This is a genomic window from Serratia sp. LACPHL-BACT-2024-00286 (assembly GCF_043109535.1).
GTDB lineage: Bacteria > Pseudomonadota > Gammaproteobacteria > Enterobacterales > Enterobacteriaceae > Serratia > Serratia sarumanii.
In genome coordinates, this window is the sequence record NZ_JBICNA010000001.1 from 910,784 (window position 1) to 928,706 (window position 17,923).

At 60.6% G+C, this 17,923-nt stretch carries 15 protein-coding genes and 1 pseudogene; 5 read left to right on the forward strand and 11 right to left on the reverse strand.

Features of this window, described 5'->3' with window-relative positions:
* Nucleotides 1-24: 24 nt before the first annotated feature.
* From ACF8MC_RS04275 to ACF8MC_RS04300, 6 genes and pseudogenes are all read right to left on the reverse strand, one after another.
* Nucleotides 25-2,124, reverse strand: a pseudogene (locus ACF8MC_RS04275) (peptidase domain-containing ABC transporter).
* Nucleotides 2,117-3,391 (reverse strand): HlyD family secretion protein, encoded by a 1,275-nt coding sequence (locus tag ACF8MC_RS04280; RefSeq protein ID WP_033638481.1) that lies wholly within the window; start codon nucleotides 3,389-3,391, stop codon nucleotides 2,117-2,119. Before ACF8MC_RS04280 ends, ACF8MC_RS04275 begins: the two are co-directional and overlap by 8 nt.
* A 104-nt stretch (nucleotides 3,392-3,495) precedes the next feature.
* Nucleotides 3,496-4,773 (reverse strand): TcdA/TcdB catalytic glycosyltransferase domain-containing protein, encoded by a 1,278-nt coding sequence (locus ACF8MC_RS04285; RefSeq protein ID WP_164104920.1) that lies wholly within the window; start codon nucleotides 4,771-4,773, stop codon nucleotides 3,496-3,498.
* A 60-nt stretch (nucleotides 4,774-4,833) separates the two neighbouring features.
* Nucleotides 4,834-5,100 carry a hypothetical protein gene (locus ACF8MC_RS04290; protein WP_033655287.1) on the reverse strand — a complete coding sequence of 89 codons (267 nt, stop codon included), beginning with the start codon at nucleotides 5,098-5,100 and terminating at the stop codon, nucleotides 4,834-4,836.
* Nucleotides 5,101-5,156: 56 nt separating this feature from the next.
* The gene (locus ACF8MC_RS04295) at nucleotides 5,157-5,441 is read right to left on the reverse strand and encodes a hypothetical protein (protein ID WP_154231898.1); all 285 of its coding nucleotides are present in this window, start codon (nucleotides 5,439-5,441) and stop codon (nucleotides 5,157-5,159) included.
* Between the two features lie 207 nt (nucleotides 5,442-5,648).
* Entirely contained in the window at nucleotides 5,649-6,395 is a 747-nt protein-coding gene (locus ACF8MC_RS04300; protein ID WP_164104919.1) for a sulfite exporter TauE/SafE family protein, read from the reverse strand.
* 107 nt (nucleotides 6,396-6,502) lie between these two features.
* Here ACF8MC_RS04300 and ACF8MC_RS04305 point away from each other — a divergent pair, with 107 nt between their 5' ends.
* Nucleotides 6,503-7,408, forward strand: coding sequence for a LysR substrate-binding domain-containing protein (locus tag ACF8MC_RS04305; RefSeq protein ID WP_033655283.1), 906 nt, complete (start codon nucleotides 6,503-6,505; stop codon nucleotides 7,406-7,408).
* Here ACF8MC_RS04305 and ACF8MC_RS04310 read toward each other — a convergent pair.
* The 5 genes from ACF8MC_RS04310 to ACF8MC_RS04330 all read right to left on the reverse strand — a co-directional run bounded on the left by ACF8MC_RS04310 (nucleotide 7,392) and on the right by ACF8MC_RS04330 (nucleotide 14,143).
* The gene (locus tag ACF8MC_RS04310; protein WP_033655284.1) at nucleotides 7,392-8,252 is read right to left on the reverse strand and encodes an alpha/beta hydrolase; all 861 of its coding nucleotides are present in this window, start codon (nucleotides 8,250-8,252) and stop codon (nucleotides 7,392-7,394) included. The two genes, ACF8MC_RS04305 and ACF8MC_RS04310, sit on opposite strands and share 17 nt — an antisense overlap.
* A 99-nt stretch (nucleotides 8,253-8,351) precedes the next feature.
* Nucleotides 8,352-11,924, reverse strand: coding sequence for a molybdopterin cofactor-binding domain-containing protein (locus ACF8MC_RS04315; protein ID WP_164104918.1), 3,573 nt, complete (start codon nucleotides 11,922-11,924; stop codon nucleotides 8,352-8,354).
* On the reverse strand, nucleotides 11,917-12,459 hold the full coding sequence (locus ACF8MC_RS04320; protein ID WP_033648245.1) for a (2Fe-2S)-binding protein: 543 nt from the start codon (nucleotides 12,457-12,459) through the stop codon (nucleotides 11,917-11,919). Before ACF8MC_RS04320 ends, ACF8MC_RS04315 begins: the two co-directional genes overlap by 8 nt.
* Before the next feature lie 85 nt (nucleotides 12,460-12,544).
* Nucleotides 12,545-13,018 carry a MarR family winged helix-turn-helix transcriptional regulator gene (locus ACF8MC_RS04325; RefSeq protein WP_033634451.1) on the reverse strand — a complete coding sequence of 158 codons (474 nt, stop codon included), beginning with the start codon at nucleotides 13,016-13,018 and terminating at the stop codon, nucleotides 12,545-12,547.
* A gap of 66 nt (nucleotides 13,019-13,084) precedes the next feature.
* Nucleotides 13,085-14,143: a 2,5-dihydroxypyridine 5,6-dioxygenase gene (locus ACF8MC_RS04330; RefSeq protein ID WP_015377796.1), complete on the reverse strand. Its 1,059-nt coding sequence runs from the start codon at nucleotides 14,141-14,143 to the stop codon at nucleotides 13,085-13,087.
* A 326-nt stretch (nucleotides 14,144-14,469) separates the two neighbouring features.
* Here ACF8MC_RS04330 and ACF8MC_RS04335 point away from each other — a divergent pair, with 326 nt between their 5' ends.
* The 4 genes from ACF8MC_RS04335 to ACF8MC_RS04350 are packed head-to-tail and all read left to right on the forward strand — an operon-like array spanning nucleotide 14,470 to nucleotide 17,819.
* Nucleotides 14,470-15,621, forward strand: coding sequence for an FAD-dependent monooxygenase (locus ACF8MC_RS04335; protein WP_033655192.1), 1,152 nt, complete (start codon nucleotides 14,470-14,472; stop codon nucleotides 15,619-15,621).
* On the forward strand, nucleotides 15,618-16,412 hold the full coding sequence (locus ACF8MC_RS04340; RefSeq protein WP_039566278.1) for an alpha/beta hydrolase: 795 nt from the start codon (nucleotides 15,618-15,620) through the stop codon (nucleotides 16,410-16,412). The genes ACF8MC_RS04335 and ACF8MC_RS04340 overlap by 4 nt, the downstream gene beginning before the upstream one ends.
* Before the next feature lie 15 nt (nucleotides 16,413-16,427).
* Nucleotides 16,428-17,180: a maleate cis-trans isomerase gene (locus ACF8MC_RS04345; protein WP_015377793.1), complete on the forward strand. Its 753-nt coding sequence runs from the start codon at nucleotides 16,428-16,430 to the stop codon at nucleotides 17,178-17,180.
* Between the two features lie 9 nt (nucleotides 17,181-17,189).
* Entirely contained in the window at nucleotides 17,190-17,819 is a 630-nt protein-coding gene (locus tag ACF8MC_RS04350) for an N-carbamoylsarcosine amidohydrolase (protein WP_033655190.1), read from the forward strand.
* Nucleotides 17,820-17,923: the final 104 nt, after the last annotated feature.

The following is a 17,923-nucleotide window of genomic DNA, read 5'->3' on the forward strand; positions in this document are numbered from 1 at the left end:
CGGTGCCGCTGGTGATATCCCCCCTTATCCAAAATGTATGACCCGATCTGCCGACGCAATGGTCGTTTCACGGTGGGCAATGATCACCTTCGTGATATTGAGTCTCTTGATGGCCTGATTCACCACAGCTTCGCTCTCCTTATCCAGCGCACTGGTGGCCTCATCCAGGAACAAAATCGCCGGCTTCTTGTAAATCGCCCGGGCAATGAACAGGCGTTGCTTCTGCCCGCCGGACAATCCTTCCCCCAGCTCGCCGATCGGGGTTTCATACCCCATCGGCATACGCATGAGCACGTCGTGCAGATAGCTGGCGCGGGCACAGGCTTCCATCCAGGCGTCGTCCACCTCGTCCGCGAACCCGCAGATATTTTCCCGGATCGAGCCGGAGAACAGCTTGTCGTCCTGCATCACACAGGCGATCATCTTGTGGTAGTTGTTGATGCCAAGCTGCCGGATATCGACGCCGTTCACCTCAACCCGCCCTGAGTCCGGGGGAAACAACCCGCACAGCACCTTCATCAGCGTGGTCTTGCCGGCGCCCGACGGGCCCACGATGGCCACGCTCTCGCCCGGCGCAACACTGATGTCCAAGGCATCAAAGACCGCCGGTGACTGGCTGTCGTAACGATAGCTCAGGGCATGGGTCGTCAATCCCAAAGGTTGCAGGCCCGCCGCGTAAGGAAGGTCCGGTTTACGGTTTTCTCGTGGGTGCAAGGCGATATCGGCGATGCGCTCGTTATGCAGGCTCATCATGCGCAACTGCAGCAAAAATTCCGTCAGCGACCCGATGCGGTCGGAAAACTGCCCGCGAAAGGCGCCGAACGCCACGAACATGCCGAGGGTCATCTGGTTATCGATCACCAGGCTGGCTCCCAGCCAAAGAATAACGACCTGATCGCAGGCGGCAATCAAGGTGTTGATCCCGCCAAACAGCATGTCCATACGGGTGACCCGGATACCGGTATTGATGGTGTCGATTTCAAGGTTGAGCCAATGGGCAATGCGACGTTCCGCCATGCCCTGCATCTTGACGGTGGCGATACCGTACAGCGTCTCCATAAAATACGAGCCGGCGCGGGCCTCCCTGACCAGCGCTTCTTCGGACAGTTGGCGATAATAGCCGTAGGTCAGCAGCCGCATCAGCACGTAGAGCGCGGTGAACGCAATCACCACCCAGGTCAACCAGCCGCCATACAGCACCATCATCACCAGCACGCCGATCACCATGATGCCGTCCATGATGGCCCCGACAATGCTCGTGGTGAAGGTGCTGCGCAGCGTATCCAGCGAGCCGAAGCGCGACTGAATGTCACCCAGCTTGCGCCGTTCAAAGTAGCCCAGCGGCAGGCGCAACAGGTGGGTAAACAACCCGGATTGCCACTGCACGTTGATGAGCGTCGACATGACCAGCCCGGACCAGGCGCGCACCATGCCGACAGCTGCCCGCAGCAGGATGAACAGCATCAGACCAACGCAGATGAGCGTCAGTAACCCGCGATCGCCGGCGGGAATAGCATGATCCATCACCAGCTGCGTGCCGATGGGCATCACCAGGTTGATGGTTTCGAACACCAGAGACAGGCAAAAGATTTTGCCGAGCGCCCCCTTAAGACCGTGTACGCTGCCAATCAGCGCGCGCAGGTGAATGCGGTGGCGGACGCTGCCGGCGGTGAAGGCGCTGCCGGGCTAGGCCTCAAGCGCCACGCCGGTAAAACTGTGCGACAGTTCCGTCAGGCTGATGGCCCGGTGCCCGCGCGCCGGATCATGCAGCACCGCGCGGTGCCCCTTGATACTGACCAGCACCACGAAATGGTTGAACTCCCAGTGCAAAATACAGGGGAGTTTCAGCGCGCTGAGCTCGTCAATATCAAGTGATAGAGGGCGAGTGGCCAGGCCCAGCTGTTCGGCTATACCGGTTAACCCGGTCAGCGTGGCGCCGCGGGTCGACAGGCTGAACTGCCGACGCAGCGCGATCAGGTCGACGTTTTTACCATAGTAACCGCAGATCATCGCCAGGCAGGCCAGCCCGCATTCTGACGACTCGGTCTGGTGCACCATCGGAACCCGCTGGCGCAGCCGCAGATCCAGCTGGCTGATCCGCTGTTTGAACGTGGGCTTACTCATTGATCGGCCCCGTCGCGCTGTGTTTCATGTCGTAAAACGGTGACAACATCCACTGATAAATCTGCCTTTTTTCCAAAAACAGGGTGCTTTGCGCTTTCATGCCGTTTTCCAGGCTCAGACGTTTACCGTCATAGGCAATGACCTGTTTTTCCGGAATGACGATCGTCTTGTAGTACGGCACGGCGGCGGTCAGCGCCGCTTTGGGCGCCCCCTGGTAGGTCAGCATTTCCTGCGGTGAGGCCGGGGCTTTGGAGATGACGGATACCGTAGCGGCAAACTGGCCGAATTTCTCCGCCGGAAAGGCGTCATAACGCACATTGACTTTGTCACCGGCGGCGATGTAGGGGATGGCGTCGTTGGGCACCCATAGCACCAGGGCGTAGTGAGCGATATTGTGGGGGATCACTTGCAGCAGACTGTCACCGACGTTGACCATCTGGCCAACCGTGACGCTCAGCGAATCGATGCGGCCGTCGGCCAGCGCGCGAACGATGATCGCCCCGCCGGCATCAATGTTGAGCCGCTCCTTCTGCAGCTCGTGGCGCTGCAGCTCCATCTGGTAAATCTGGTTGTCGAAGTTGGCGGCCTGGATATGGATCTGGCTTTCCAGCGCGGTGATCTGCAGCGAATTCTGTTCGTTCTGGCCGGACAGGCCCAGCAGGTTGTTCTGCTGTTGGTAATACAGCGCCACCTGGTTGGTGAGCTGATCCTTAGTGATCAATCCCTTGGTTTGATAGTGCCGGTAATTCTCCATATTTTCCTTCATGATGCGTATCCCTTCCTGGGCGCGTTTGAGGATGTCGGTTGAACGGGTGAACGCGGCGGTGTATTGCGCCTTCTGCTGTTCCAGCATGGTAAGCGTGGCCTGCTTGCTGCTTTCCAGCCGGCTGATGATTTGCGCAATGCGCGCCAGCTGGCCGTCGATATCCCGCTGCTGGTTATCGCTGACGACACCGCTGCGGGTGCTTTTGCTGACGTCAATCTGGTAAATGGGCGCGCCGGCGGCGATCACCTGCCCTTCGGTGACGAATTGTTTGACCACCACCCCCTGGACGGCGGAATAGACGTTGGCGGCCCGGGGATAGGTGCTGATTTCGCCGGTCACGTTGACCCGCCGGGTATAGGTGCCGGCGATGGCGAAGGTGAGAAAAGCAATGAGAAAAAACAGGCAGAGCCCTGCCGTGAGCCAAAAGGGAATACCGGGTAGCAGGATGGCCCGACCACGCCATTTCATTTTCTGATTATCGATCGCTTCCTGGCGAAACATCATCAGCGTCCCTTATTGAAAGCTAATATTCAAATTCACAGGCTATTGCATTGGTAATAAAACAAGCGGAACGTCAGTGAATCTGCATTACAAACCATCCCTTTTTATTTGCGCCACGTGGAATAGGCGCCATCAGGGGTATCTATAGTGTGTTGAAACAATGCAATTCCAAAATCAGGATTTTGCATATATTCCGCAATGCTGGAGGGCTCTATCAGACATCCAATATTAAAGGCCTTATAAGCCAACCCCAATAAAACCTCGACAATTAAACCCGGCCCCGTTAAGACCGAGGTAACGCAATAGTTCCTTGTTGTTAACTCGCTCCTCCATGGTAAGATCCTGGTCAGATAACACCTTGACCCATCATCAATATAACAGTCAAATATGCAATTGTTTCTTTCTAAAAAGCGGTATCTTTTTTTCATTACTCTAAGAATGATCCTTACCGCCTTGGATTTTTGGTGAGAGGATATGAAGTTATTAAAATAAACACCTTTAAATCTTCTGAGTGATCCTAGCGCCAATAAATTTTTATGAACGTATGTCTCACCCAATGGCAATATCATATCCAAAGAAAAATCAGTGAGATCCAGTTCGATAAGCCTTTTGATTTCTTCAAATCCAACAGCATCTAACCCTAACTCATTTTCATCGCAGCCGATCACGGCTTCAGGCAGCACCCCTTCTGAATTTATCTTTTTTAAAAAACATACGGTTTTAAACAATAGAAACGAGTCACTCTCGACAATGCCCTCTTTTCTTATATATTCATTTAATTTATGATATATATTGTCAATGTATGGGAGCGTATCAACATCTATATAAGTACCGCCATACTGATAGATAATTAAAAGTCTGACAATGTCACTTGCACTGGCAATGTTATGCCTTAGTATAATCTCATAGTGATAATACCTCATAAAATCATCGAAATCATTGCAAAAAAGCTCCGTTATAGACTTTTTTATAAAACCTCTGTTGCCAAACCATGCGTCTTCAATCGCTTTTGGCGGTCTCTGATAAGGGATTTTATGCTTGGTTAAGAATTCAATAACGAGCTCATCAAAAGAAAAACCTGCCTTTATTTTTGGATATATATATTTGAAGGCTTGATTTTTTATTTTTAATTCAGCCTTAACTTTATTTTTAATTTTTTTGACGCTGACGAAATCGCGTATGGCATTGTTTAGCAAATGGCACAGTGAAGAGTCTTGGTCATACCAAAAGAATATCTGCTTATCTTTGTTTGTTTTTTTCCATATGTCGATATAATGCGTATTTACTTCATTTAAGTCACCAATCCATACAAAATGCAGGATATTTGGAACGGATGACCTTTCTACCTTTGATAAATCAATACCCAATGCCTGATGGCTCATTTAAATCACCACGAAAACTATAGTATGGAAAACTTGAATGATTCAATGCTGGATTATGGCTTAGCTAAAAAAATAGACGATCGCCATCACAATAACACAAATAGAACAGAGCAATAAATCACCGGAAAAATTTTTCAATGAATCCAAATAGTCATTGCTGTTCTTATTTAATTTGTTAATGGCATCGCTTTCGTTATCAGCCTCTACTTCGACATGATGCTTTCTGAAGCCCTTCAGCTTCATATCCTTAATGATTTCGCGTGTAACCACGTCCTTTCTTAGCACTCTTGATTCATCACTCTTTATAAAAACAACATATCTATTCATCATATACCCCATAAAAGCACAGAATTTTACTTCTGTGCTGGGATTGCATCAGTTAATTAGCGTTTGGTTCCGAATTCTCTGGCTTCTCTCGGCCCAGTGCCATTGCCGCCATACCCATTTCTTGCAGAACTGCCATTCCCCCAGAAACCACTGGCGCCGGAACCACTGCCATACGGGCTATTTTTTGACAGGAATGACTGAAGCCCGCGGTCACCGCCGTTATTTCCGCCGCGACTTGAAGAACCGGAGCCTCCGTTATCAGACGATCTTTTTCCACTCCCATCTCGATCCTGCCATCCACCCGACACCGCATCGAGTTGGCTGCTTAAAATTTCCTTCATCAATATTCTCCTATGGATTCACTGGGGTTACCCTGTTTAAAACGGGTTGTAGTTGCAAAAGTAAAATACACTAATAACAATCCATAACCACTCTGTATTTCATAAACAAACCAATAAGCAAAGTGTATTTAAAATATCGAAAACCATCATATTAGAATAAAACCCAGAATAATATACCGAACCTGATTACACGTAGGTGCTATCGATTCAATTAATTGAACGCCAAATAATCTCAACGCCCAAGATGAATAACCCAATAAAGAAAAGGCGACGAAAAATCAGCGGGCTGCTGTGACGACGCGCGATCCCGCCCAGCCACATGCCGGCCAACGCCGGCAGCAGTGCCAACAGCGAAACACCGAGCAGCGCGCCGGGCAGCACCTGATGCCAGGCTAATCCGGCGGCCAGCGCCAGCGTCGAGACGGTGAACGACAGCCCCAGCGCCTGCACCAGATCGTCACGCGCCAGACCCAATGCGTTCAGATAGGGCACCGCCGGTATGACGAACACGCCGGTGGCGCCGGTCAGCACGCCGGTCAACAGGCCGCACAGCGGCCCCAGCCACGGCTCCGCCGCAGCGGAAACCCGCCAGTCGAAACGGGTAAAACCCAACAGCGCATAGCCGGTCAGGCAAATGCCCAGCGCCAGCGGCGCCAGGCGGCCGTCGATGGCGGTGAGCGCGCCGGCGCTCAGCAAGGTGCCCAGCGTGACGCACAGCATCATCGGCCAGAGCCGACGGCACAGCGCCCCCAACCGCGGCCCGCACAGCAGTTGCCACAGGTTGGTGATCAATGAGGGCAACAGCAGCAGCGCGGCGGCCTGCCCCGGCGGCATCATCAGGCTGAGCAGCCCCATCGACACCGTCGGTAATCCCAAACCGATCGCCCCTTTGACCGTGCCGGCCAGCGTAAAAATGCCCGTCAGGGCGACAATTTCGAGTAACGTCAGCGACATGCGTCTATCCTTATGGCGAATCAACGGCCCGATTGTGGCCGGCGCCGCGCCACGGCACAATGCGGCAATGGCAGAGCCTGCCTGCGGCAAAGACAGAGGAAGAACGCATGCATTTTGACTTTATCGATCTGCGGCTGTTGGCGGCGGTGCTCGAGACCGGCAGCATCACCGCCGGCGCCGAGCGCGTCGGGCTGTCGCTGGCCGCCGCCAGCGCACGCATGCGCGGGCTGGAGCAACAGGCCGGCGTGGCGCTGCTGACGCGCAATCCGCGCGGCGTCCAGGCGACGCCCGCCGGTGAACGCCTGTTGCAACACGCGCGCGTGCTGCTGCAGCAGCGCGACCGGCTGCGCGGCGACATGGCCGAGTTCGCACCGGGCCAGCGCAGCCAGCTGCGCATCGTCGCCAATACCGTCGCCGCCGACGCTTTTCTGCCGGAACTGCTGGCCGATTTTCTGGTGCTGCACCCGTACACCGACATCGCGCTGGAGGAGCTGCCCAGCCCAGCCATCGCGCAGGCGATCGCCGAACGGGCGGCGGATATCGGCATCGTGGCGGATCATGCCGATCTGCGCGGGCTGGCAAGCTACCCCTTCCGGCAGGATCGTCTGGTGCTGGCGCTGCCGCCGGGGCATGCGCTCAGCGGCCGCCGCCAGCTCAGCTTTGCGGACGCCCTGCCTTTCGACTTTATCGGCCTGCCGGAACAGAGCGCGCTGCAACAGCATTTGGAGCAGCTGGCGATACGCAGCGGCGGCCCGATGCGGCTGCGGGCGCGCGCCGCCAATTTCGACGCCATCTGCCGCATGGTGCTGCGCGGCGCCGGTCTGGCGGTGGTGCCGGAAGAGAGCGCCCGGCGGCTGCCCGAGATCCTGCGCAACGCCCTGCCGCTGACGGACGACTGGGCGATCCGGCGTCTGTCGATCGTGGTGCGCGAACGGGCGCAGCTGCCATTGCCGGCGCAGCGGCTGGTGGCATTTCTGCGCCAGGAGGAGGACGATATTACAGGTGCTCGTTGAACCAGGCGATCTGACGGCCGATGATGCCGGCGAAATGCGGGCCGGCGTACATGTCGTAGTGCTTCGCATTCTGCTCGACGTGCAGCGCCTTTTTCGCGCTGCCTACCGCCTCATACAGCGCGATGCCCTGCTCCGGCGGGTTGACGGTATCGTTGCCCGCCACCACCACCAGCACCGGGCATGTGACGCGCGCCGCATTGTCGCGCGGCTGATAGCGCAGCGTTTCGCGCACGGTCAGGAACGGGATCTTGATGTCCATCGCCGGGTAGCGCGCCTTGTTCTCCTCGAAGAACGCTTTCGACTCGTCATCGCTCAACACCCGGGTGACGGCGACAAACATCTCTTTGCCGGTGGCCTGTTTCTTCTCCGCCATTTTGTCCAGCGTGGCGATGAACGCCTGTTTTTCGTCGGCGGCCATTTTCCCCGTCACGATGGTTTCCCCGTCGGCGAAGGCCAGCTGGCTAACGATGCACTTGATGGCCGGATCGGCCGCGGCAGCGCCGAACACGTGGCAACCGCCAAACGATGTGCCCCACAGGCCGATGCGCTCACTGTCGATCTGCGGCTGCGTTTGCACCCAACGGCTCACCGCCAGAATGTCCTCAATCTGCAGCGCCGGCACCAGCCGCCCGCGTTCACCCTCGCTGGCGCCGAAGCCGCGATAGTCAAACGTCACCGCCGCAAAACCGGCGTTGACGAAGGCCTCGGCAAAGGCCGGCAGCAACAGCTCCTGAATGCCGCAGAAGCCGTGACACAGAATAATCGCCGGAACCTTGGCCTGATTCTCAGGTAAACGAACTGTTACGGCCAGGCCGCTTTCCATTTTATGCGTGGTTAATGCCATGTTAACTTCCTGTTTTTTATAGGTAAGGTGAAAATCAGGCTAACATTAATCACCAAATGAGCGCCGCCAGTCAATAACCCAATGTAACAATTTACAATGTTAATGATTCCCCGGCTCCGCGCGCAGCCGCGCCACCTGCTCCTCCACGTCGCGCCAGGCCGGTTTGTCGCCGGCATAGCGTTGGCGCAAATAATTCACCAGCGCCGTCACCTGCCGATCGGAAAAGCTGTCCTTAAAGCCCGGCATAAAGCCCAATTCGGCGGTAGCCGGTTTGGGGATCCCTTGCAGGATCACCTTGATCAGGTTATCGGGGCGATCGCTGAAGATATTGGTGTTATTGGCCAGATCGGGACTGACGCCGAACAGCCGCGGCCCGCCGGCGGCGGCGCTGTGGCAGGCCTGGCAAGCGCCCTGAAATAACCGCTCTCCGGCCAGTTGCCCCGCCGCCGGCAAGGCGCGGGCCGCCAACTGCGCCTGCGGTTCCACATTCAGCGTCGCCTTGGTGCTCAGCGACATCACATAGTTGGCCATCGCCCGCAGATCGCTCTGCGGCAACGTCGCCAGTTCGCTGACCACCGGCCCCATCGGCCCGGCCGCCACGCCGTGCTCGGCGGAATGCCCGCTGCGGAAGTACTGAAACAGCTGTTCCTCGGTCCAGGGCTTGTCCGCATTGGCCAATTGATTCAGCGCCGGCGCTTCCCACCCGTCCACCATTCCCCCCGCCAGGAAAGCCGCGCCGCCCTTTTCCGCCCCCAGCAGATTGCGCGGCGAATGGCAGGCGGCGCAGTGGCCGAGCCCGTTGACCAGATAGGCGCCGCGGTTCCACTGCGCGCTTTGTTGCGGATCGGGTTGAAATTCCCCCTGACGCAGGAACAGCGCGTTCCAGCCGGCCATCAGTGGCCGCAGGTTAAACGGGAAGCGCATCTGATTGGCCGGATTGCTCTGGCGCACCGCCGGTTGCGACATCAGATAAGCGTACAGCGCCTGCATGTCGCCGTCGGTCATTTTGCTGAAGGCGGTGTAAGGAAATGCCGGATACAGATGGCGGCCGTCGCGGGCGATGCCCTGGCGCATCGCCCGATCGAACGCGGTAAACGACCAGTTGCCGATGCCGGTTGCCACGTCCGGGGTAATGTTGGTGCTGTAGAGCGTGCCGAACGGCGTCGCCATCGCCAGCCCGCCGGCGTTGGTCGCCCCTTCCGACGCGGTATGGCAAACCGCGCAGTCTCCGGCAGCGGCCAACTGGCGGCCGCGCTCCAGCGTGGCCGCCGACCAGGTGCCGGCGCCGGGCGTCGCCACCGGCGCGATCTCCGCCCGCCACGGCAAGGCGCTGCCGGCGATGCCCAGCACCGCGCCGAACAGCCCCGCCGCACCGCCGAACCACCATTTGCCGCGCTTCTTTTTCTTGGGCGGGGCGGCCTGCCGCTCGGCGTCCGGCCCGTTCAGCGCCTCGCGCAGTTTATCCGAGGTGATCGGCAGCTCGCGAAAACGAATGCCGGTGGCGTCGAATACCGCGTTGGCGATGGCCGCCGCGCTGGGCACCGACGCCGACTCCCCGGCGCCCAGCGGCGGATCGTAAGGGCGCGGCATCATCACCACGTCCACTTCCGGCACCTCCGGGAAGGTCAGGATCGGGTAAGCTCCCCATTCTTTGGCGGAGACCGTCGATTCCTCAAAGGTCACGCGCTCTTTCAATACCCGGCTGGTCGATTGCAATACGTTGCCGTGAATTTGGTGGCGCACGCCGTCCGGGTTGACCATCATGCCCGCGTCGTGGCCGACCACGATGCGCGTCACCGCCACTTCGCCGCTGGCTTTGTCGATCGCCACGTCGGCCACCCAGGCGGCCCAGGCCGCGCCAAAGCCGGGAAACTTGCTGTGGATGTAACGGGCGTAGGCAAAGCCGCGCCCGCGCAGCACGCCGTCTTCCGCCGGGGTCTGCATCGGTTCGGTATGCGGCGTCCAGCCGGCGCGTTCTGCCGTGCTGCGCATCAGCTCACTGGCGCGTTCGTCATCGATATAGCGCAGCCGATATTCCAGCGGATCGACACCGGCGGCGTGGGCCAGCTCATCGATATAAGATTCGTGGGCGAAGGTGTTCGGCAAGGCGGAAACGCCGCGCATCCAGGAGGCGCGCACGATCGGCGCCATGTCCTCGATGCTGACGCGCAGCGCCGGATATTCATAAGGCGGCACCGAGGTACGGTCGCCCATTTCATAGGCCACCGGCAGCGGTTCAACCCGGCCGGTCAGCAGCAGCGCCAGCGTCGGCGCGCCGTTGGAAGGATAATAGGTGCGAAAATCGTAGGCGACCGGATGCCCGGCGGCGTCCAGCCCGCCGTCCACCTCCATCAGCTGCGCGGTGCCCTTCGGTTCCCACACATGCTCTTGCTCGCGGGTCAGCTGCACCCGCACCGGCCTGCCCACCGCGCGCGACAGCAGCGCCGCGTCGGCGCAGACGTCATCGGCGCAATTGCGGCCATAGCAACCGGCCGCCTCCATGCGAACGATCTCGATCTGCGCTTCCGGGTATTCCAGCAGCCAGGCCAGATCGGCGCGCAGCAGGTGCGGGTTCTGGCTGCCTGACCAGACCTGCAGGCGCTCCGGCCGGTAGTCCGCCAGCGCGCAGGAAGGGCCAATCGAGGCATGCAGCTGATACGGCCACAGGTAGCTGCGGGTGAAACGCCTGTCGGCCGTCGCCAGCGCCGCGTCCACATCGCCGGTATCGTGCACCACCCGGGTCGAGTGCGGGTTGTCGCGCAGCGCCTGCGCCACGTCGGTCATCTGCGGCAAATTGCGCCGCCAGTCTTTCCAACTGACCTGCAGCGCCTGCGCCGCCTTGATCGCCTGCTCTTCGCGCTCGGCGACAATGCCGATGAAATCGCCGATCACCACCAGTTTGACGATGCCGGGAATATGCGCGATCGAGGTTTCGTCCACCGCCAGCAGGCTGGTGCCGACAAATTCGCCGCTGTCGTACCCGGCATAGGGCGGCCGCACCACCCGGCCGTGCAGCATGTTCGGCAGGCGCATATCGTGTACATAGGTGGTTTCGCCGGTCGCCTTGGCCGGAATATCGACGCGCGCGGCGCTGGTGCCCACCAGGCGGTACTCCGCCTGCGGTTTCAGCGGCGCGTTGCCGGAAATCGACAGCTCGACATGACCGCCGGCCACCAGCTCGGCGTAGCTGAGCGCCTGCCCCTGCGGGCTGCGGATCACGCCCTCCTCCAGCGTGAGCTGTTCCACCGGCGCATCGAAGCGCTGCGCCGCCTGGCGCAACAGCCAACGGCGCGCTTCGGCGGCGGCGTTGCGCAGCGGCACGGCGGAGATCTGCAGCGTGGCGCTGGCGATGGTGGCGCCCTGATTCGGTGCGCGTTCGGTATCGCCCAACACCATGCGCACCTGATCCATGCGCAGGTACAGCTCTTCGGCGACGATCTGGCCGAGCGCGGTGCGCACGCCGGTGCCGAGATCGACATGGCCGTTAAAGGCATAGATTTCGCCGCTGCCGCACAGGGCGATAAACAGCCCTTGCTCCCTGGGCTTCAGCACCGGCGCTTGCCCTTTGGGCACCGGCCCCGAAGGCGGTTGCACGCTGTCGACGATCAGCAGCACGCCGTCGCGCTGCAGCAATTCGGCCTGGCTCGGCGATGAGGGACGGGAATCAGTCATAAGCGTGGGCGCCCTCATCGCGGCAGAGAATGATGGCGCGCTGAACCGCACGCAGGATTTCGAGATGGGTGCCGCAGCGGCACAGGTTGCCGGACAGCGCCTGACGGATCTCCGCCTCGCTCGGGGCGGGATTGCGATCCAACAGGGCTTTGGTGGTCATGATCATGCCGTTGAGGCAGTAGCCGCATTGCGCCGCCTGCTCTTCGATAAAGGCACGCTGCACCGGGTGCGGGCGCTGGCGATCGCCAAGGCCTTCCAGGGTCACGATCGCCCGGCCGGACACGCCGAGCGCCGGGATCACGCAGGAGCGCGCCGCCACGCCGTCGATCAACACGGTACAGGCGCCGCATTCGCCCAGGCCGCAGCCGTATTTCGGGCCGTTGAGCGCCAGATCGTTGCGCAGTACCAGCAAGAGCGGCGTATCCGCCATCACCTGCGCATGAAGCTGTTCGCCGTTCACCGACAGCATCAGCGGATGCTCCGTCAGCGTGGTTTTCGCGCCTTCCCTGGGCGATTGCACTTCAGATATCGCCATTGTTCGCGTCTCCGCCTGCACTTGATGGTCTTATGGGCTGGCCTCTCGCCACCGACCACCAGGCAACCGACGTTGCGCGGGCGAATCAGCCGGTGGGCGGATCTTCCAGCATTTTATTCAGCAGGAATATCAGCGCTATCCGTTCGGCCGGGTTGAGCGTGCCGAACGTCAGCTCTGTGATTTTCGCCGCCTGCGGCACCGTTTCCGTCAGCAGCACGGCGCCGGCGTCGGTCAGGCCGACCACCACCTTGCGCCGATCCACCGGATCCGGCGTCACCGTGATCAGATCGCGCGCCTTTAGCCGCTCGACGATGCCGCGTATGGTGGCCTGATCCACCGCCGTCACCTGCACCAGCTCGGTCAGCGAGCTCGGCCCCATATCGCGCACCGCGCACAGGGTGATGAACTGCACCGCCGTCAGCTGCGAATCGCCGACGTTTTGCTGAAAAATCGCCAGGTGGCGCTGATAAACCTTGCGCAGCAGGTGCCCGACTTGCTCGGTAAAATGATAATTTTCGGGTTGGCCGCTCACGGCTGACGGGTATTCGGGAGGCGTCATTGCGTTACTCTCACCATCTATGGAATTCACGAGAATAGTACAAACCCCCGCCGTTGGCAGCAACGATTAAGCCCGACGCACGCGCGAGGCCTCCGGCGCCACCACTTCCCCATCCGCCACCACCGTTTGCCCGTCGAGGCGGATGTCGCAGCGGCGCAGCGCGATGTCCATATGGCAAGGCGTTTTGCGCGTGCCGCCCACTTCGGTGTTCGGCCCGGTGGAGAACAGGAAGTTGCCGTAGAACGCGCGCGCGTCCATGCACATGCCGTCGTTCTTGTCGTGCAGGCCCATCGCCGTCCACTGGGCGCGCGGCTGCAGGCCCCAGCCGATATGCGAGATGCCGTACACCTCCGGATCGTCGAAGTATTTCATGTATTCGCGCAGGTATTCCGCCTCGAAGCCGCCGTGAATGCGGGTGACGAAGCCTTGTTCGATCTCCAGCGTGATGCGTTCGCGCGCGTAGCTTTTAAACGGCAGCAAGATATCGCCGACCTCCAGCACCAGCACCCCTTCCGCCTGCTCCTCATTCGGCCAGGTGAACAGGAAACCGCTCGGCCAGTGATCCCAGCGCCCCGGTTCATCGGCATAGCCGTACTCGGTCACCGTCGGGTATTGCCCGAGCGGCGCGCGGAAATCGCTGCCGGCGGCGGAGGTCACCTGCATCAGCTTCGCCTGCTCCAGCACGGCGGCGGCGGCCAGCACCCGCGCCTTGTCCTCCGCGTTAGGCAACATGCGCGCCAGCACCTCCGGCGGCTCCACCGCCAGCAGGATGCGGGTGCCGGTTTTCAGGATCTGCTCCTGCTCCGGCGAATGCAGCAGCATCATGGTATCGACGATCAGGTCGGCGGCTTCCAGCGCACGCTGCGCCGCCAGGTTGCCGGTCAGCGCGGTATCGCCGCAATAGGCGGTCATGTCGTTGCCCATCGCCCGCGGATGGTTGAACGCCGGCAGCTCGACGGCATACACCCTGGCGCCCAGCCGCAGCGCCGCGTCGGTCGCGGCGCGCACCGTGCGCGCATCGGAATAATGGCTTTTCAAAATCGCCACGCTCTGCGAAGCATCGACCTTCGACAGCGTAAGCACCTGCTCGAACAGCTGTACCAACTGGGTTTCATTGACCGCCATGGCCTGTCTCCTGTCTCGTCAAGGGGGTCCGACGCCCGCAAGGCGGCGGTGATTTTCTAAACAATTTAAAGCGAACACACTCATTTTTATCTAAGTCAAAAAATCAAAGGAAAGCAAGCTGCGAATATCCACCATAAGAAAGTCCTATTTCATCCCTTGTCAATCCTGTGATTAACATGAGTTTAACAGTAAAGCGCTGTCAATTAGCGTGAGCAAGATCTGATTTAACACTTTTGCAACTTTGCGTTATCTAGTGCATACACTATAAATCGATCGTCCAGCCATGCGTTGGACCTACGCTGAAAAAGCCAACAGACAGGGGAAACATGATGAGCAAACAACCACGCATCGCCGTCGTCGGCGCCGGGCTGGGGGGCGCCGCCGCCGCCGGGCTGCTGCAAAAAGCCGGCTTTACCGTCGATCTGTATGAACAGAGCCCGGCGTTCTCGCGCCTCGGCGCCGGCATTCACATGGGGCCGAACGTCCTGAAGATTTTCCGCCGGCTCGGTATTGAGCAGCGGCTGGAGCAGATGGCGTCTCATCCCGATTTTTGGTTCAGCCGCGACGCCGAAAGCGGCGACTACCTGTCGCGCATCGAACTGGGCGGCTTCGCCCGCCGGGAGTACGGCGCCGCCTATGTGACGGTGCACCGCGGCGATTTGCAGGCGTTGCAGCTCTCCGCGCTGCAGCCCGGCACCCTGCACTTCGGCAAATGCCTGAGCAAGATTGAAGATCGCGGTGACGAGGTGGTGCTGAACTTCATCGACGGCACCTCGGCCCATGCCGACATCGTGATCGGCGCCGACGGCATCAATTCGCGCATCCGCGAACATCTGCTGGGCGCCGAAGCGCCGACCTACAGCGGCTGGGTGGCCCACCGCGCGCTGATCCGCGGCGAGAAGCTGGCGAAATACAACCTGACGTTCGAAGACTGCGTGAAGTGGTGGTCGGCGGACCGCCATCTGATGGTCTACTACACCACCCAACGGCGCGACGAGTATTACTACGTCAGCGGCGTGCCGCACCCGGCCTGGGATTTCCAGGGCAGCTTCATCGACAGCAGCCGCGAAGAGATGTTCGAGACCTTCGCCGGCTACCACCCGATCGTGCAGGCGCTGATCGAATCCAGCGAGCAGGTCACCAAATGGCCATTGCTGAACCGCAAACCGCTGCCGCTGTGGAGCGAAGGCCGCCTGGTGCTGCTCGGCGACGCCTGCCACCCGATGAAGCCGCACATGGCGCAGGGCGCGGCGATGGCGATCGAAGACGCCGCCATGCTGACCCGCTGCCTGCAGGAAACCGGCCTCGGCGACTACCGCACCGCCTTCCAGCTGTATGAAGCCAACCGCAAGGAGCGCGCTTCACGGGTGCAGGCGGTGTCCAACGCCAACACCTTCCTGCGCACCCAGGAAGATCCGGCCTGGGTCTACGGCTATGACCTGTACGCGCAAGCGCTGAAATCGGAGAACGCCGCATGAGCACCTTCCTCTACGGCGCCCACGTTCACGCCAACGGCATTCGCCAACACTACCTGCGCTATGGCGGCCACGGCCCGGCGCTGATCCTGATCCCCGGCATCACCAGCCCGGCGATCACCTGGGGTTTCGTCGCCGAGCGGCTGGGGGAAAAATACGACGTCTACGTGCTCGACGTGCGCGGCCGCGGTCTGTCGTCCAGCGGCCCGGAACTGGCTTATGACGCGGAGACCTGCGCGCAGGACGTCAACGCCTTCGCCGCCGCGCTGAGCCTGGACAGTTACGCCCTGCTCGGCCATTCGATGGGCGCCCGCTTCGCCCTGCGCGCCGCCGTTTTGCAGCCCGCCGGCGTGCGGCGGCTGGTGCTGGTCGATCCGCCGGTTTCCGGCCCCGGCCGCCGCGCCTATCCCGGCCAATGGCCGTGGTACGCCGACTCGATCCGGCAGTCGCTGCCGGGCATGAGCGCCGAGCAGATGCGCGCCTTCTGCCCGACCTGGAGCGAAGAGCAGCGCCGGCTGCGCGCCGAGTGGCTGCACACCTGCTACGAGCCGGCGATCCAACGCGCCTACGACGATTTTCATCAGGTGGACAGCCACCGCGACTACCCGCTGCTGACCATGCCGACGCTGCTGATGGCCGCAGGCAAAGGCGGCGTCATTCAGCCCGAAGACCGGGCGGAGATCCGCGCGCTGCAGCCGGAGATCGCCATCGTCGAGGTCGAGAACGCCGGGCACATGATCCCGTGGGACGACTTCGACGGCTTCTTCCGCGCCCTGGGCGATTTTCTGGATTAACTGAGGAACACCGACATGAGCAACCACTACCGCATCGGCCAGATCGTGCCCAGCTCCAACACCACGATGGAAACCGAGATCCCGGCGATGCTGGGCGCGCGCCAGCTGATACGCCCGGAGCGCTTCACCTTTCATTCCAGCCGCATGCGCATGAAACACGTCAATAAAGAAGAGCTGGCGGCGATGGACGCCGAGTCCGATCGCTGCGCGCTGGAGCTGTCCGACGCGCGGGTCGACGTGCTCGGCTACGCCTGCCTGGTGGCCATCATGGCGATGGGGCTGGGCTACCACCGCGAATCGCAGGCCCGGCTGGCGCAGGTGACGAAAGACAATCAGGCCGCCGCGCCGGTTATCAGCAGCGCCGGCGCGCTGGTCAACGGCCTGAAGGTGATCGGCGCCAAACGCATCGCGCTGGTGGCGCCCTACATGAAACCGCTGACCCAGCTGGTGGTGGACTACATCCAGCACGAAGGCATTGAGGTCAAGGTGTGGCGCGCGCTGGAGATCCCGGACAACCTCGAAGTCGGCCGGCACGATCCGGCCAGGCTGCCGGGGATCGTCGCCGAGATGGATTTACGCGAGGTCGATGCTATCGTGCTGTCCGCCTGCGTGCAGATGCCTTCGCTGCCGGCGGTTCCGACGGTGGAGGCTCAAACCGGCAAGCCGGTGATCACCGCCGCCATCGCCACCACTTACGCGATGCTGACCGCGCTGGAGCTGGAACCGATCGTTCCCGGCGCCGGCGCCCTGCTGTCCGGCGCCTATTGAGGAGGCAGAATGAACGACACCCTCAGCGACAACTACCGCGGCGTCTGGGGCCAGCGCATCGGCTTCGGCCGGCGCCCGGCGCTGCTGGCGATCGACTTTATGCAGGCCTACACCACCGAAGGCGCGCCGCTGTTCGCGCCGGGCGTGGTGAGCGCGGTCGAGGAGAGCCGCGAGCTGCTGGCCTGCGCGCGCCGCACGGGAATTCCTGTCATCCACACCCATATCCGTTATCATGCAGGCCATTTTGCCGATGGCGGTCTGTGGGTCAAAAAAGCGCCGGTGATGAAGGACATGGTGGCGGGCAACCCGCTGGCGGCGTTCTGCCCGGCGGTAGCGCCGCTGGCCGATGAGGTGGTGCTGAGCAAGCAATACGCCAGCGCCTTCTTCGGCACCGCGCTGGCGCCGCTGCTGGTGGCGCAAGGGATCGACACGCTGCTGATGATCGGCTGCTCCACCAGCGGCTGCATCCGCGCCAGCGCGGTGGACGCGGTGCAGCACGGCTTTCGCGCCATGGTGGTGCGCGAGTGCGTCGGCGATCGTCACCCCGGCCCGCACGAAGCCAACCTGTTCGATATCGACAGCAAATACGGCGACGTGGTGCACAAACGGGAGGCGCTCGACTACCTGAACCGGTTATGAGTCAAGGATTCACCTGCAACGACAATAACGAAGGCGCAAACAGCGCCTCACGCGACCGCCCGAAACAGGGCGGCGCCCATGCAACGCAAACACAACAGGCGCCT

Excerpts from the sequence above, each read along its gene's own strand:
- ACF8MC_RS04325 (WP_033634451.1), bottom strand. The coding sequence starts at position 13,018 with ATGACGCCTCCCGAATACCCGTCAGCCGTGAGCGGCCAACCCGAAAAT.
- ACF8MC_RS04285 (WP_164104920.1), bottom strand. The coding sequence starts at position 4,773 with ATGAGCCATCAGGCATTGGGTATTGATTTATCAAAGGTAGAAAGGTCA.
- ACF8MC_RS04280 (WP_033638481.1), bottom strand. The coding sequence starts at position 3,391 with ATGTTTCGCCAGGAAGCGATCGATAATCAGAAAATGAAATGGCGTGGT.
- ACF8MC_RS04335 (WP_033655192.1), top strand. The coding sequence starts at position 14,470 with ATGATGAGCAAACAACCACGCATCGCCGTCGTCGGCGCCGGGCTGGGG.
- ACF8MC_RS04330 (WP_015377796.1), bottom strand. The coding sequence starts at position 14,143 with ATGGCGGTCAATGAAACCCAGTTGGTACAGCTGTTCGAGCAGGTGCTT.
- ACF8MC_RS04350 (WP_033655190.1), top strand. The coding sequence starts at position 17,190 with ATGAACGACACCCTCAGCGACAACTACCGCGGCGTCTGGGGCCAGCGC.
- ACF8MC_RS04295 (WP_154231898.1), bottom strand. The coding sequence starts at position 5,441 with ATGAAGGAAATTTTAAGCAGCCAACTCGATGCGGTGTCGGGTGGATGG.
- ACF8MC_RS04310 (WP_033655284.1), bottom strand. The coding sequence starts at position 8,252 with ATGGCATTAACCACGCATAAAATGGAAAGCGGCCTGGCCGTAACAGTT.
- ACF8MC_RS04315 (WP_164104918.1), bottom strand. The coding sequence starts at position 11,924 with ATGACTGATTCCCGTCCCTCATCGCCGAGCCAGGCCGAATTGCTGCAG.
- ACF8MC_RS04320 (WP_033648245.1), bottom strand. The coding sequence starts at position 12,459 with ATGGCGATATCTGAAGTGCAATCGCCCAGGGAAGGCGCGAAAACCACG.
- ACF8MC_RS04290 (WP_033655287.1), bottom strand. The coding sequence starts at position 5,100 with ATGAATAGATATGTTGTTTTTATAAAGAGTGATGAATCAAGAGTGCTA.
- ACF8MC_RS04305 (WP_033655283.1), top strand. The coding sequence starts at position 6,503 with ATGCATTTTGACTTTATCGATCTGCGGCTGTTGGCGGCGGTGCTCGAG.
- ACF8MC_RS04345 (WP_015377793.1), top strand. The coding sequence starts at position 16,428 with ATGAGCAACCACTACCGCATCGGCCAGATCGTGCCCAGCTCCAACACC.
- ACF8MC_RS04300 (WP_164104919.1), bottom strand. The coding sequence starts at position 6,395 with ATGTCGCTGACGTTACTCGAAATTGTCGCCCTGACGGGCATTTTTACG.
- ACF8MC_RS04340 (WP_039566278.1), top strand. The coding sequence starts at position 15,618 with ATGAGCACCTTCCTCTACGGCGCCCACGTTCACGCCAACGGCATTCGC.